17 protein-coding genes and 1 tRNA gene are annotated in these 13976 nt (G+C 63.3%); 5 read left to right on the top strand and 13 right to left on the bottom strand.

Annotation, left to right across the window (positions count from 1 at the left end; translation table 11 throughout):
- The first annotated feature begins 4 nt into the window (after window positions 1–4).
- The 3 genes from KHO41_RS05965 to KHO41_RS05955 all read left to right on the top strand — a co-directional run bounded on the left by KHO41_RS05965 (window position 5) and on the right by KHO41_RS05955 (window position 2262).
- On the top strand, window positions 5–1120 hold the full coding sequence (locus KHO41_RS05965; RefSeq protein WP_211952387.1) for a phage late control D family protein: 1116 nt from the start codon (window positions 5–7) through the stop codon (window positions 1118–1120).
- Window positions 1121–1179: 59 nt separating this feature from the next.
- A complete protein-coding gene (locus tag KHO41_RS05960) occupies window positions 1180–1878 on the top strand; it encodes a hypothetical protein (protein ID WP_244873730.1) in 699 nt (232 codons plus the stop codon).
- Window positions 1879–1998: 120 nt separating this feature from the next.
- Window positions 1999–2262, top strand: a complete 264-nt coding sequence (locus KHO41_RS05955) for a helix-turn-helix transcriptional regulator (RefSeq protein WP_211952386.1) — start codon at window positions 1999–2001, stop codon at window positions 2260–2262.
- A gap of 155 nt (window positions 2263–2417) precedes the next feature.
- Here the strand turns inward: KHO41_RS05955 and KHO41_RS05950 are convergent, their stop codons facing one another.
- Genes KHO41_RS05950 through KHO41_RS41155 form a run of 4 tightly spaced genes read right to left on the bottom strand, consistent with a single transcriptional unit; the run spans window position 2418 to window position 5415 of the window.
- On the bottom strand, window positions 2418–3785 hold the full coding sequence (locus tag KHO41_RS05950) for a replicative DNA helicase (RefSeq protein WP_211952385.1): 1368 nt from the start codon (window positions 3783–3785) through the stop codon (window positions 2418–2420).
- A complete protein-coding gene (locus KHO41_RS05945) occupies window positions 3782–4588 on the bottom strand; it encodes a YdaU family protein (RefSeq protein WP_211952384.1) in 807 nt (268 codons plus the stop codon). Before KHO41_RS05945 ends, KHO41_RS05950 begins: the two co-directional genes overlap by 4 nt.
- An 18-nt stretch (window positions 4589–4606) precedes the next feature.
- Window positions 4607–5020, bottom strand: coding sequence for a hypothetical protein (locus KHO41_RS05940; RefSeq protein WP_211952383.1), 414 nt, complete (start codon window positions 5018–5020; stop codon window positions 4607–4609).
- Between the two features lie 23 nt (window positions 5021–5043).
- Window positions 5044–5415 carry a hypothetical protein gene (locus tag KHO41_RS41155; RefSeq protein ID WP_244873729.1) on the bottom strand — a complete coding sequence of 124 codons (372 nt, stop codon included), beginning with the start codon at window positions 5413–5415 and terminating at the stop codon, window positions 5044–5046.
- On the opposite strand from KHO41_RS41155, the gene KHO41_RS41875 reads away from it, so the two are divergent.
- Window positions 5321–5584 (top strand): Arc family DNA-binding protein, encoded by a 264-nt coding sequence (locus KHO41_RS41875; RefSeq protein ID WP_376989321.1) that lies wholly within the window; start codon window positions 5321–5323, stop codon window positions 5582–5584. The two genes, KHO41_RS41155 and KHO41_RS41875, sit on opposite strands and share 95 nt — an antisense overlap.
- A 6-nt stretch (window positions 5585–5590) precedes the next feature.
- Here the strand turns inward: KHO41_RS41875 and KHO41_RS05925 are convergent, their stop codons facing one another.
- The 5 genes from KHO41_RS05925 to KHO41_RS05905 form a co-directional block, all read right to left on the bottom strand.
- Complete coding sequence (locus KHO41_RS05925; RefSeq protein WP_211952380.1) at window positions 5591–5803, bottom strand: helix-turn-helix transcriptional regulator; 213 nt, start codon at window positions 5801–5803, stop codon at window positions 5591–5593.
- Window positions 5804–5889: 86 nt separating this feature from the next.
- The gene (locus KHO41_RS05920; protein ID WP_211952379.1) at window positions 5890–6570 is read right to left on the bottom strand and encodes a hypothetical protein; all 681 of its coding nucleotides are present in this window, start codon (window positions 6568–6570) and stop codon (window positions 5890–5892) included.
- Window positions 6571–6579: 9 nt separating this feature from the next.
- On the bottom strand, window positions 6580–7776 hold the full coding sequence (locus KHO41_RS05915) for a tyrosine-type recombinase/integrase (RefSeq protein ID WP_211952378.1): 1197 nt from the start codon (window positions 7774–7776) through the stop codon (window positions 6580–6582).
- 177 nt (window positions 7777–7953) lie between these two features.
- Window positions 7954–8038 (bottom strand) — tRNA-Leu (locus KHO41_RS05910).
- A gap of 79 nt (window positions 8039–8117) precedes the next feature.
- A complete protein-coding gene (locus KHO41_RS05905) occupies window positions 8118–8480 on the bottom strand; it encodes an HNH endonuclease (protein WP_211952377.1) in 363 nt (120 codons plus the stop codon).
- Between the two features lie 93 nt (window positions 8481–8573).
- Here KHO41_RS05905 and KHO41_RS05900 point away from each other — a divergent pair, with 93 nt between their 5' ends.
- Window positions 8574–9479: an alpha/beta hydrolase gene (locus tag KHO41_RS05900; protein WP_211952376.1), complete on the top strand. Its 906-nt coding sequence runs from the start codon at window positions 8574–8576 to the stop codon at window positions 9477–9479.
- A 6-nt stretch (window positions 9480–9485) separates the two neighbouring features.
- On the opposite strand, the gene KHO41_RS05895 is transcribed toward KHO41_RS05900, so the two are convergent.
- The 4 genes from KHO41_RS05895 to KHO41_RS05880 all read right to left on the bottom strand — a co-directional run bounded on the left by KHO41_RS05895 (window position 9486) and on the right by KHO41_RS05880 (window position 13903).
- Window positions 9486–10364: an NAD(P)-dependent oxidoreductase gene (locus tag KHO41_RS05895; protein WP_211952375.1), complete on the bottom strand. Its 879-nt coding sequence runs from the start codon at window positions 10362–10364 to the stop codon at window positions 9486–9488.
- Window positions 10365–10409: 45 nt separating this feature from the next.
- Window positions 10410–11582, bottom strand: coding sequence for an ABC transporter substrate-binding protein (locus KHO41_RS05890; protein WP_211952374.1), 1173 nt, complete (start codon window positions 11580–11582; stop codon window positions 10410–10412).
- Between the two features lie 130 nt (window positions 11583–11712).
- Window positions 11713–12861: a 50S ribosomal protein L11 methyltransferase gene (locus tag KHO41_RS05885; RefSeq protein ID WP_211952373.1), complete on the bottom strand. Its 1149-nt coding sequence runs from the start codon at window positions 12859–12861 to the stop codon at window positions 11713–11715.
- Window positions 12862–12961: 100 nt separating this feature from the next.
- Window positions 12962–13903 carry a CysB family HTH-type transcriptional regulator gene (locus KHO41_RS05880; RefSeq protein ID WP_011298846.1) on the bottom strand — a complete coding sequence of 314 codons (942 nt, stop codon included), beginning with the start codon at window positions 13901–13903 and terminating at the stop codon, window positions 12962–12964.
- Between the last annotated feature and the right edge of the window lie 73 nt (window positions 13904–13976).

The following is a 13976-nucleotide window of genomic DNA, read 5'->3' as shown; positions in this document are numbered from 1 at the left end:
ATCAATGCTCAATACTCTCCCCGCACAACCGTCCGCCCGTCAACCTCGCGCGATCGTGAAGGTGGCTGGCGTCATCGTCCCCGCTTGGGTTCGTTGGGAGGTGTCCAATAACACCTACTACCAAGCCGACACGTTCCGCGTTATCTTCGCCGCCAATGCGTTGCCGCCTGAAACCGACGCGAACTGGCTATCCGACCAGAAAGAGGCGGTCGTCGAGATATTCGCTGGCTTTCCGGCCGATCCGATGAGCTATAGCGAGACCGATCTCGACAGCCTCATCTACGGGCAAATCGATGACGTCGAATACGACCCGGTGGGCACTACGGTTACCGTGACCGGCCGCGACCTGACTGCGGTCTTCATCGACACCAAGGCATTGGTCCAATACCAGAACTTCACCTCGTCGCAGATTGCCGAAAAGTTGGCGACCAGCCATGGCCTTACAGTCTCGGGACCCACGACGAATACGCCGGCCGGCACGTTCTACGCGTATGACCATGTCCTTCAGATGGAAGAGCGCAGCGAGTGGGACCTCCTGACCTATCTGGCGCAGAGCGAAGGCTATCTCTGCTACGTACGCGGCAAGACACTGCACTTCGAGCCGCGGCCGACTGAGCCGGGCGATCCCTATGAGATCCGCTGGTCGGTCGACGAGGACGGCCTGCCCGCTGCCAACGTGCAGGATCTAAAGCTGTCTCGCAGTATGACCGTAGCAAAGGGAGTGACCGTGTTAGTGCGGTCATGGCACTCGAGGCAAGCTAAGGACTTCACGGCCTACTACCCGACCAAGGGGAAGACCATTCAGCCTGGCAACGCATCGCCGCACGGAAGCCGACAGGTCTACGTCATCCGACGCGGCGGCCTGACTCAGGAGGCGGCGACGGACTTGGCCCAGAAGACGCACCGGGAGATCACGCAGCATGAGATGAACCTGTGGGCCATCCTCCCGGCCGACAATATCCTGACGCAGACGGCCATGCTTCGTCTGACGGGCACGGGTACCAAGTTTGACCAGGATTACTACCTCGACGCGATCACGCGATCGATGAGCGTCCAGAACGGTTACCTGATGACGGTGTCGGCGAAGAACCACAACCCGGAGACGGTACCGGCGCTGTAGCGCGACAAGGCGGCCCGGCCTTCTCGGATGGCCGGCCGCCGATTTTTGGAGCGGGTGCGATGGGAAAGGCAAAAGAGACAGGGGCGTGCGAGAAGGGCGGCACTACTGCGGCGGATGGCCAGGAAAGCGACCCGAACAAGCTTGATATCTACCGCGAAGAGGGGGAGGCCACAGCCGAGAGCATTGCTAGGGTGGCGGCTAATCCCGTGGTCCGTGGTGCGTGGACGGCGCGGCATTACGTCTCCCACATGTTCGGGGAGGCGAACATTGGCGCGTATGTGGGCAGGTTAGTAACCGAGGCCAAGGCTGTCGCCGATGGCAATCTCTCGGCTATCGAGTCGATGCTGGCGACTCAGGCGACGACACTGGACGCCGTCTTTAACCAGTTGGCGATGAAGGCCTTCAGCACGTCCCATATGCCGGCCAAGGAGTCGCTTCTCCGGCTCGCCCTGAAGGCTCAGGCGCAATGCGCCAGCACGGCCAAGGTCCTGGGTGAACTTAAGAATCCGCGGGCGGTGGCGTTTGTGAAGCAGGCGAACATTGCCCATGGGAATCAGCAGGTGAACAACGGCGTCGGGGACTCCGCCGCCGGCACGTCGCGCGCGCGCACGGAAAAGCCCATTGTTGTAGCAAACGAACTATTGGAGGCACCACATGGCGAACGGATGGACCCCGGAACGGCGAGCCCGGCAGGCCGAGGCAATAAAGCGATGGAAGCCGTGGGAGCGGTCAACCGGGCCCACAACAGGCGAGGGTAAGGCCATTGCGTCTCAGAACGCAATGAAGCACGGTCTGCGGTCCGCGGAGTATCGCGACGCGCTCCGCCGCATCAATGAAATGCTGCGGTCGTGCCGGGACAGACTGCGAAGGGCCGGGCTATGAAATCCTGCCTGTTCCTACTGGCGTTTCAGTTCGACGGCCGCGTGCTACTCAACCTCGACGAGGTATGCGGCGCGATTGGCGTCGAGAAGCAGACCGCCTACAACCGGCTCTCCGCCGGAACGTTCCCGATCCCCATGCGTAAGGAGGGCCGAGCGCTAATCGCCGACATACGGGACATTGCGGAATACCTGGACGCGCAGCGCGCAGCCGCCAGAGAAGAGTATGAGGCGCGGAAAAGGCTGGGCACGGCTTTCCGCTGAAGACCGAAGTGTCAGGCACGGGTCTAGACAAATGTTGCCTGGTGTCCATCTGCTGATAAAACGACCCTATTCTGACGCCCAAGCCTGACCCATCTGACAGTCAGGCTTGGGCTTACCTCATATTCACAGTGTGTTGACGTTGCGCGCCGCCCATCTCAGTCCACCAACCCCTTTCCACGCCGCGCCGTTCCGGGCTGCTTAGGCCATGCGCCATGCCACCCAGCGAAGCGCGTTTGTTCGCCGATGTACGAGAGCGGAACGTCTGCAAGGGCGCCTTGGCGGTTCTTTTCCATCTGCAGCCAGGCGAAGCGGTGCCACTGGTCGCCGAGGGAGGGGTCGTCCTTGATTGGCCGATGCAGGAACCCGATAACGTCCGCGTCCTGCTCGATGCCGCCGCAATCCCGAATGTCCGACATGCGGTAACGTCCGCCGCGCTGCTCGGCGCCGCGGTTAAGCTGGACCAGCTCGATCACGCCGATTCCGAGATCCTTGGCCAGTGCCTTGACGCCCCGCGAGATTTCCTCGAGCTGGTAGTTTCGCTTCTCGTTCTCGTCTCGCCCCTGCATGAGCTGCAGGTAGTCCAGCACCAACAGGTCCAGCCCGAACTTGCGCTTTGCCGTTCTGGCTTTGTTACGGACCTCCAGCATGGTCAGCGCCGGCTGGTCGTCGAGTGCAATCGTCAGTTCATTCGAGATCCGCGTAGCGGCGCGTGTCACGCCTCTCCACATGTCTTGGTTGTCTGGGTTGGCCTTGAGCACGTCGTCAAGCGGGATCTGGCCCAACATGGCGATGAGGCGGTCATTGACCTCCTGTGCCGACATTTCCATGGAGAGCACCAGCACGCTGTACTTCTCGGCCACGTTAGCGGCAATCGACATGGCCAGAGCGGTCTTGCCGACGGAGGGGCGAGCCCCTAGCACGACCACATTGCCCGGACGGATGCCGCCGGACAGAACCTGGTCCAGATCCTCAATGCCGGTCGGGATCACACGGATCTTGCCTTCGCTACGCTGCTCGAGCACGTCGATGTGCTCGGACATGAGATCGGCCACGCGGCGCGGCTCGCGCTTGACGACGGCCTCGGACAGCTTCTCCAGTTGCCCCTGCGCGCGGTCGATAAGCACTGCCGCAGCCTCGGCGCTGTTCAGGGCCATTTCCTGCAGGTCGGAGGACAGCGCCAGCATGCCGCGCTTCTGGGCCCGGTCGCGGATGATGTCGGCGTAGCGCCGGATGTTTGCTGAGCTGGGGGTGTTGAGCGACAGGCTGGACAGGTACGAGACGTCAGTCTCCGAGCCTTTGGCCTGGAGGCGCTCGAAGACGGTCACGACGTCGGCCGCGTACCCTCCGATGATTGCCGCCAGGATTTCAGTGAAGATGGCGCGATGGTCGCCGCGGTAGAAGTGCTCGGCGCGCAGATCACCGCACCGGTCTATTGCATCATTGTCGAGCAGCAGGCCGCCAAGGACGGATTGCTCGGCTTCGATGGAATGGGGAATCGCGCCCCGGATGTCGTCGTGGCTCATGCCGCCTTCCTCGCGTGATATGCCTTGGCCTGGATGCCGGTAGCTGTGAGCTCGTAGGTCCCATCTGGCTTGCCATACCAGAGCTGGTAATAGCGCCTTTTCACGAAGTTCAGGAAGTGCTTGCGCCAGTCCGTTTGCATCTTGGACTCCTTGTGGCCACCAGGCAGGAATTCGTCCTTGAAGACTTCCCAGCACAGCTGGACGTGCTCCATCGGCAGCCCGGTCGTCTCGACGTACTCGATGAGCGGACGGTACTCGCTAATCGGTTTCTCACCGGCGGTCTGGCACTGGTCAACGAAGGTCTTCAACGTGCAGCGTGTTGCTCTGGTCCGTTGTCGGACGGATGCTCGCCCCTCGCCGCCGTCAGGCGGTGGGGGGTTGGGGGGTATTACTTGGTTAATGGAGTCTGGAGTCTGGCTAAGGTTTTTTTCGCTTTCCGAATCGGAACCCGAGTGAAACCCAATGGGTTTTTCATCGGTTTTCGTTTTCGGTGGCCTACCGCCTTTCTTTCCGTTGCTTCGATTGGCATCCGCTTGAGCGCTTGCGGCTTGGATTTCAGACTCACAACGCTTCTGAGTCCAGATGCCGCCTACTAGGCTGAAAAACTCCGTGAGCACGCTATTAACCGCCTGCTGCTCTGCCTTGGAATGCGCGCCGATTAGGCGAGCCGCCTGGCCGTCGGGGATTCCACTTTCGCGGGTGTAGTAGACGTCCATCAGCCTCGCATACACACCGTGCTCTAGCAGCGTGAGGTGTGCGGCGTCCTTGATGTAGTCGCCGATGTGGCGCTTGTAGAAGTTCACTGCGGCCCCTGGGTGTGATCAGACTCCTCGATCGAGTTCTTCCTCAACCAGGTCAGCGAGGTCGGCAATGAACCAAGAGGCGCGGGCGATCGCGTCGACGTCAGGGCGGCGATCAGCGAGCCGGAGCGCGATCAGCCTGGACACCGCGGCGATACCGTTGGCGAAGATGACAAACTGGTCGCGGGGGACTTCTGCAGTGGGAGGCAGCAATTCGAGGTCGGCAAGGAGGTCCTTTGCGCGCCTGATTGCGTCCATATTCGGGAACTCCGACTTTGCCTCGCTCGCAATGAGCTGTCGGATTGCTGCCTCCCCGGGTCTTCTGATCTCGGGCTCAAGGATGATCGTCGAAGTCTTGTGACGCGACGCCGGGCGGAGAGCAACAACCGGAGCAACAGACTTGCGCTGCACGAGCGCTGTGCTAACATTTCTCATGATGTGTTCCTTTAGCTAGGGGTTCACTTCGCATCCAACGCCTCGACGGTTGCCGCCGCCGGGGTGTTTTCTTTTGTCTTTACGCTTTCCAGCTGATAGACCACTTCAGCATTGACGCTTCGACGGTTCAGCCGCGCCTGGCTTACGAGCCAGAACTTCAGACCGAGCGGTAGCCGGATCTTCATTTGAGAGTCTTGCTGCTTCATTCGTCCTCCGGTTGGACCACCGTGGTTCATGAATTTAGTATGGACCACGGTGGTGCCATTGTCAACACCACCGTGGTCCATCATCATCGATGCCATGACACGTGAAGATCCCCAACTGAAATTGAGGTTGCCAGCGGAGCTGAAAGAGAAGCTCGCCGCGGCGGCTGCCGAGAGCGGACGTTCGATCAATGCGGAGGTTGTCGGTCGCTTGGTCGCGAGCTTTGAGGGCAGAGGAGACTTGGAAACCCGCTTGCAAGAGATGTCGGAAAAAATCGCGTACCTTTTGCGCTTGGCCCAGGAGGGTGCTGGCGGGGAGGCCACAACGCCGCCGCCAGGACCAAAGTCTCGCAGGCGCTAGCATCGGTTAGTTCGTCTTCGTCAGGTAGCTCGCGGGATTGGCCAAAAAGGCATCAATTGCGCCGCGGCGCCAGCCAACGCATCGCGGACCCAGTTGGATGGGCGCGGGGAAGGTGCCGAGCTTGATGCGAGCATAGATCGTCGAGCGCGAGAGCCCGGTTTCTTGCTCTACCTGCTTGCGCCGCAGGATGATCAGCGGGGATTGGATTTGTTCAGCCATGCTTCCCTCTAGTTGGGACGCCCGGGACTATCCCGGAACACACGGCAAACCTACTCAAGGAACTGTGCAGCCGAAACCATGTGTGATTACACACCCTTGCCAAAGGTGAGTTTCCCTCGGCGCCGCGATGTTTCACCGCTCTGCTGCTCACGCACTTTTCGCTGCGCTCGAGTCTTTGCGCGCATTTCAATGCTAAGCGCCCAGCTGGCTTGCCAAGGTTCGGCCAACTTCTTGTCGGTCCAATGGTTGATGGCGGTCCTTTGGCTCACGCCGAGAGCCTTGGCTATGTCCCTCGCAATGTCATTTTGAGAGCGGTAGATGCCGGTTTCCTGCATTGTCAGGTAGGCACCTATCCATCGCTCCTGGACGGCCCATTTGCGCTCAGCCTGTTCGCTATCTGATGGTGCGTGGCCATCCCCGCCAATGCGAAGTGCGCTACGCAAGTTCGGGAGTTGATCGCCTCCAAGTCCGGGGTTCATGCAAAAGCGCAGCAGATCTTTGATTACGGGGTCCAGCTCCTCAAGGATCTGCAGCATGGTCAGTTCGGACGTGAGGCGCTCGAACGCGTCGACGGGGATGCCTGTGCCCCCCGTGGGATTGAGCGCTTCTATGACCTCGGTTTTCCGCTGTAGATTCGCTTGCTGGTCTGCCTTTCGGCGATCGATGTAGGCGCGGAATAGCTCTATCCCGCCGCCGTGAGCCCGGTATTTTGTCAGAGCGGCTGATCCGGCCGGCCGGTCTTGCGCGCCCTCATCCTTCTCGCTCATTTCTCTGCCTCAGTTGCGCTTCAACTCGTCCAGGTAGTTGCCCCACGCCTGCATCATCGCCCGTCGCTCTTTGATGAACCGCGTTCGGTTGTAGGCCGCTCCCAAGGCGTCAGGCACGGAATGCGCCAACTGGTGCTCAATAACCTCGGGCTTCTGGTGCAACTCCTCGTGCAAGATCGTGCGCGCCATCGCCCGAAAGCCGTGGCCGGTAATCTCAGTGCGGGTGTCATACCCCAGCCGCCGCAGGGCCGCATTAATTGCCGCCTCGCTCATGGGGCGCTGAGCTGATCGCGCGCCAGGGAACACGTATTGACCGCTCCCCGTCAGCGGGTGCAACTCGCGCAGGATGGCGATGGCCTGGGAGGCTAGGGGTACAAGGTGATCGGTCTTGGTCTTGCTAACTCGGTAGCGCCATTCCGCGCGCTCCAGGTCGATTTCCTCCCACTTCGCCTGACGCAGCTCGCCCGGGCGAACGAAGAGCAGCGGCGCCAGCTTCAGAGCGCACAGCACGGGAAAGGTGCCGCTGAAGCCGTCGAAAGCGCGCAACATCTCGCCCACCTTCGTCGGGTCTGTGATGGAGGCGAAGTGCGTGGGTGTAGCGGGCGGGATGGCGCCTATCAGGTCCTTTGCTGGGTCGCCCTTGGCCTTGCCTTCCTTGATGGCGTAGCGGAAGACTCGGCTGATTTCCGAGCGAACCCGGTGGGCGGAAAAGCGCGCGCCGCGTCCGTCGATGCGCTTGAGCACAGCCAGAATTTCCGGTGCGTCAATCTCAGTGATCGGGCGCTTGCCCAGCCACGGGAATACGTCGTTCACCAAGCGCGCCAGTGTCTTGGTGTGCTGGGCCGGCTCGACTGCGCTCTTGCGCTCCTCCAGCCAATCGCGCGCCACAGCCTCGAAGGAGTTATCTGCGGCCAGTCTGGCGGCTCGTTGCTCAGCCTTCTTGGTTTCGCTGGGGTCCAACCCCGCGGCAAGCTGTTCTCGTGCAGCATCACGCCTCTTGCGGGCTGCTGCCAGACCTACGTCCGGATAGACGCCGATGGCAAGTAGCTTCTCTTTGCCAGCCACCCGGTATTTCAGTCGCCAGTAGCGACCGCCGGCCGGGGTGATATGGAGGAACAACCCGCCGCCATCGAATAGCTTCAGCGGCTTGGCCGCGACTCGTGCGGTCTTGATTGCATTCTTGATCGCAACGTCAGTGATGGGCATGTTGGGGGTACATTCAGGGGATAGGGGAGCCACTTTTCGCGAAGTACCCCTAAATGTACCCCCAATGTACCCCCGCTGTCTGGAGGTCCTGCTGGACTCTACTGGAAACAAAAAACCCCGCAGAGCTAGGCTTGGCGGGGTTTTCTGGAATTCTTTGGAACGTGCTAGACAGCTTGATGGTGCCCGGGGTCGGACTCGAACCGACACGCCTTGCGGCGGGGGATTTTGAGTCCCCTGCGTCTACCTGTTTCACCACCCGGGCAGGTGTGGGCGCCGTAACCGGCACCGCGCTGAGCCGCGAATTATGCCGGAAATCCCTTCTGGCGACAACCTGGGGCCGTTCACCGGCCGCGTCGTTCGTTGGTGTGGCGGCTGCGGTCGTAGTACTCGGGCGGTTTGCGCGCGATCCAGCGGATGAAGTCGGCCATGGCCGGGTGGCGCCGCAGCGCTTCCCAGTCGTGGAAGCCGCCTGCCAGCTCGGCTTCGGTGAAGACAGAGTGGATCTTCTGGTGGCAGACGCGGTGCATCGGTACGGTGTCGCGGCCGCCGTGGCTGCGTGGGACGGGGTGGTGGAGGTCGGTGCTCGGGCCCGCCACGAGTTCCCGGCCGCAGAGCGGGCAGCGGCCAGTGGCGGCCTCAGGGTCGGGGTCAGGCGGGCCGAGCTGGCCATGCCGGCTGGCCCGGAGACTGCGTTTGACGACCATGTGGCGCGTCCGGTGAGTGGGTATTGGTACGGATATCCGCGCGAACCGGGCAGGGGCTAGGATGCCAGGGTTTGCCACCTTGTCGAGCCCGCCATGCCCGCACAATCCTCCCTGGCCAGCCTAGCCCGGTTGCCTTCGCAGGACCCGGCCTTCTACGAGCGAGAATACAACAACCGTGCGCGCGTGCCCGACAACGCCGAACACATGGCCCGCTGGGCGGGGCTGTCGGCGGAGGTGCGCGCGCGTGGGGGCTATCAGGAGGATCTGAGCTACGCCGCGCCGGGTGCGACCCATGCACAGGATCAGCGGCTCGACTACTTCCCAGGCACCGGCGAGCGTCCGCCCCTGCTGGTCTTCGTGCATGGCGGCTATTTCCGTGCGCTGGACAAGCGCGACCACAGTTTCGTGGCCAGCGAGCTGCCGCGCCTGGGCGTATCCGTGGCGGTGGTGAACTATTCGCTGTGTCCGTCGGTGACAGTGCCCGCCATCGTGCGCCAGGTGGTAGGCAGCGTGGCGTGGCTCTACCGGCAATCGGAACGCCTTGGGCATGACCATTCCCGCATCTTCGTGGCGGGCCATTCGGTCGGTGGCCATCTGGTGGCCATGTTGATGGCGGCGCTATGGCCGCAGGTCGGGCCGGATCTGCCGGATGACCTGGTCAAGGGCGGCCTGTCGATCAGCGGCCTCTACGATCTGGAGCCGCTGCGGCGCGCCGATTTCCTGCAGCGCGACCTGCGCTTGTCCGAGTCCGATGTGGCGCGCCTGTCGCCGGCCTTCATGCAGCCCGCGACGAACGCGCCGCTGGTGACAGCGGTGGGCGAACTGGAAGCCGCCGAGTACCACCGCCAGAACGCGCTGATCCGCGCCGCGTGGCCGGCCAATGCGGCGCAGGATGTGCCGCTGCCGGGCCGCCATCATTTCAACGTGATGGACGACCTGGCCAATCCCGACAGCACGCTGCTGCGCGCCGTCCTGACACTGACGGGTGTCAGGACGTAATCGCTCTCAGCTTTCCAGCACACGCAGCAGGGACGAGGTATCGTCCTTGCCCCAGCCGTGCTCCATCAGCGACTGAAGCTGCGTCGAAGTGGCCTGCATGGCCGGCAGCTTCAGGCCGATTTCCTGCGCGATGTCTTGCGCGAGCCCGAAGTCCTTGTCATGCAGCCGCGCCTCGATGCCGGCGGCGAAGTCGCGCTCGACCATCTTGGGCCCCATCAGGTCCAGCATGCGGCTGCCGGCAAAGCCCGTGGAGATCGCCTGGAGCACGCGTCCGGTGTCGACCTGCTGCGCGGCGGCAAAATGCATGGCCTCGGCGATGCCTTCGATATTGACTACCTGCACGATCTGGTTGCACAGCTTGGCGACCTGGCCGGCGCCGTTTCCGCCGATGTAGGTGATGCTCTTGCCGAGCAGCGCGAGCAGCGGGCGCACGTTTTCCAGCACGTCGGGCTTGCCCCCGACCATGATGGTCAGTGTGGCGGCCTCGGCGCCGGCCGTGCCGCCCGACACCGGGCAGTCCAGTGCCTCGATGCCGCGTGCGGCCAGCGCCGTGGCGATCTCGCGCGTGACGATTGGCGAGATGGTGCTGTGGTCCACGCAGACGGTACCGGGTGCGGCGCCGTGGATCACGCCGCTCTCGCCGAGCAGTACCTCGCGCACGTCCTCGGACGAGGTCACGTTGGTGAACACCACGCTGGCGCCGCGCGCCGCTTCCGCGGGCGTGAAGAACGGTTCGGCGCCGAGCGCGCGCGCGGCCTCGGCCGCCTCGGGGCGGCGTACGAAGGCACGCACCGTGTGGCCCGCGGCCAGCAGGTGGCGGACCATGTGCGAGCCCATGGCACCCAGGCCGATGAAGGCGACGGTAGTCGATTGCGTTGCGGTCATGTCAGGACTTCCTTGTGTGGGATCCGGCAGCCGCCCCGCGCCGGCTCACTGGTCCGGCGCGTAGGCGAACTTGCCGTTGCGGATGACCCCCATCACGCGCGAACGCTGGTCGAAGCCCTGGTGATCCTTGGCTGACAGGTTCAGCACGCCGTTGGGGACGGTGAGGTTGTTGGTGGTTTCCAGCGCATCGCGCAGCGCATGGCGGAATGCGGGCGTGCCTGGCTGCGCACCGGTCTTGAGCGCGCGGCGGCTGGCGTCGTCGAGTAGTTGCCACGCGCCCCAGGCGTCGCCGGCGAACTGGGTGACGGTGTCCGGGCCGTACTTGCCTTCATACTGGTTGACGAAGGACAGGGCGACCTTTTTCACAGGATGGCCGTCCGGCAACTGGCGTGCCACCACCACCGGGCCGGTCGGGAACAGCGTGCCTTCCACGTCCTTGCCGCCCATGCGCAGGAATTCCCACGAGGCGATGCCGTGGGTCTGGTAGACCTTGCCCTTGTAGCCGCGCTCGCCGAGCGTCTTCTGCGGCAGCACGGCGGGCGTGCCGGCACCGGCGATCAGGATCGCATCCGGATTGGCGGCCATCAGCTTGAGCACCTGGCCGGTCACCGAGGTGTCGGCGCGCGAGAAGCGCTCGTTGGCCACTACCTTGATCTTGCGCAGGTCCGCCAGCCGCGAGAACTCGCGCCACCAGCTTTCGCCGTAGGCGTCATTGAAGCCGATGAAGCCGACCGACTTCACGCCATGGTTGCTCATGTACTCGGTCAGCACGGTCGCCATGTGCGAGTCGTTCTGCGGCATCTTGAAGGCCCAGCGGCGCTTGGGGTCGCTCTGCGGCTCGACGATGGTGGCCGAGGCGGCCAGCGTGACCATCGGCGTTTCGCCTTCACGGATGGCGTCGAGCGAGGCCAGCGCCGTGGCGGTGATATTGGGGCCGACGATCACATCGACCTTATCCTCGGAGATCAGCTTGCGCACGTTGCGTACGGCGGCGGACGGGTCCGTCGCATCGTCCAGCACGATGTAGTGCGCCTTTTGCCCGCCCAGCGTCTGTGGCCACATCAGCACGGTGTTCTTGGACGGAATGCCGATCGATGCCGCCGGTCCGGTAGTGGAAACGTCCACGCCGACGCGGATGTCGGCAAGCGCGGCATTGGCGATCAGCGTGGTGGCGGAGGCGCAGGCGATGACGAGCGCGCGGCGCAGCGGGTTGGGCATGGTTCTCCTCGGGATGTGTTTTCTTTTTCTCTGCTGCTTCTCTCCCCGGTGGGAGAGAGAAGCAGTCAGGCAGCAAGCATAGCGAAGTGGCAGGGGATCCGCATTTGGCGCATTCCCGCTGTTTCGCCGCTTACTTGGCGCCAAGCCGCCAGAGCGAGGTCACCTCCGCCGAGCGTGCCGCATGCAGCGGGTCGGCGGCGTCCGCGGCGCGCGGGTGGCGCGGGCGGATGTCGGAATGGCCAAGCACTCGCAGGCCGGCTTCCTCGATCCAACCCAGCAGTTGCTCGCGCGAACGCAGGCCGAGGTGCTCGGCCAGGTTCGACAGCAGCAGCCAGCCTTCGCCGTTGGGCTCCAGATGGGCGGCCAGGCCGTTCAGGAAGCCGCGCAGCATGGTGCTGTCGGGGTCATAGACGGCGCGCTCGACGGGCGAGCTTGGCCGCGCCGGCACCCACGGCGGGTTGCAGACGATTAGCGGCGCGCGACCTTCCGGGAAGAGGTCGGCGGTGATGACTTCCACCTGCTTGCCGCAGCCGAGCTGCGCAATGTTTTCACGGGCGCAGGCGAGCGCGCGCTCGTCCATGTCCGTCGCCACCACGCGCTGCACGCCGCGCCGGGCCAGCACGGCCGACAGTACGCCGGTGCCCGTGCCAATGTCGAAGGCAAGCGTCTTCGATGGCAGCGGCTCGTTGGCGACAAGGTCCACATATTCGCCGCGCACCGGCGAAAACACGCCGTACCACGGGTGGATGCGCGCGTCGAGTGCGGGGATCTCCACGCCCTTACGGCGCCATTCATACGCGCCGATCATGCCGAGCAGTTCGCGCATCGACGCCACATAGGGTTCGGCGGCACTGCCATAGACCTGCTCGCAGGCCTGGCTGACGTCCGGCGCGCGGCGCAGCGGCAGCGTGTGGCCTGGCTCGAACGGCAGCAGCAGCATGCCCAGCGTGCGGGCACGCTGGGACTGGGCCAGCCGGTGCTGGTGGAAGGCTTCGGTCGTCGATTCCGGCGCGGTGGGCTTGTGCCCCGGGCGGCTCTTCTTCTTCGGCTTGCGCTCGGTGCGCCGGGCCATGGCCTGCAGCAACTGGCGAGCATTCTGGAAATCGCCACGCCACAGCAGCGCGGTGCCTTCGCAGGCGAGGCGGTAGGCGGTATCGGCGGACGTGGTGTCATCGGCCACCACGACGCGGCGCGGCGGCGGCTGGCCGGCTTCCGAGCGCCAGCGCGCGCTGTGTTCGACGCCGTCTTCGGTCCAGTGGATCTGCGGAAAATCGCTCACAGGCGGGCCTCCGGCTGCGTGCGGCACGCGAGTACCAGGGAAATGTTCATGAATATTGTCCTGCTAGCTATATAGAGAGGGAAGGGCGTAGCCGCCCCGTTCAGAGTTCGTACGCCTCGTGGTCGCCCGACATCGCCTGTTCGACCAGCTTGCGGTTCAGCGTGGGCGAGAACAGCTCGATGAAGGTATAGACGAAGCTGCGCAGGTAGGCGCCCTGCTTGACGGCCAGATGCGTCACATTGGTGCCGAACAGGTGCCCGGCGGGAATGCCGCGCAGGTTGCGGTCGCGCTCGGCGTCATAGGCAAGCCCCGCAACGATACCGATGCCGAGGCCGATCTCCACATAGGTCTTGATCACGTCCGCATCGATCGCTTCCAGGATGATGTCAGGCTGCAAGTGCCGCAGCTCGAATGCCTTGTTGATCTTGGGCCGCCCGGCAAAATTCGGGTCGTAGGTGATGAGCGGGTAGCTCATCAGGTCTTCGAGCGCCAGATGCTTTTTTTCCAGTAGCGGGTGATCGGGTGGCGTAATCACCACGTGCTGCCACTGGTAGCCAGGCAGGGAGACCAAGGTCTTCTCGTGAGTGATGCCTTCGGTGGCGATACCGATATCCGCCTGGTCATGAAGCAGCATGTCGGCAATCTGCGAAGGATTGCCCTGCTGGATCGACAGCCGCACCTTCGGGTAGCGCTTGGTGAACTCGCTGATCACGCGCGGCAGCGCGTAGCGCGCCTGCGTGTGCGTGGTCGCAATGGTGAAATTGCCTTGGTCCTGTGCCGCATAGTCCATGCCGACACGCTTGAGGCTTTCCACCTCCTGAAGAATCTTTTCCACCGAGTTCAGGATGCGGCGCCCCGGCTCCGTCAGGCTGCGGATGCGCTTGCCATGGCGCGTAAAGATATCGACGCCCAGCTCTTCCTCCAGCTCGATGATGGCCTTGGACACACCGGGTTGTGATGTGTAGAGCGCTTTGGCGGCCTCCGTCAGATTGTAGTTCTGGCGTACCGCCTCACGCACAAAGCGAAACTGGTGCAGGTTCATATAACTCGGGTCGTATAAACAAACAACTTCTTATTAGTTTGAGGTATGAGGCCAGTTTATTACGATTCTCGAA

Source organism: Cupriavidus numazuensis (assembly GCF_905397435.1).
Taxonomy (GTDB): domain Bacteria; phylum Pseudomonadota; class Gammaproteobacteria; order Burkholderiales; family Burkholderiaceae; genus Cupriavidus; species Cupriavidus numazuensis.
Note: the sequence above shows the minus strand (reverse complement) of the source record. Positions and strands in the feature narration are given on the sequence as shown.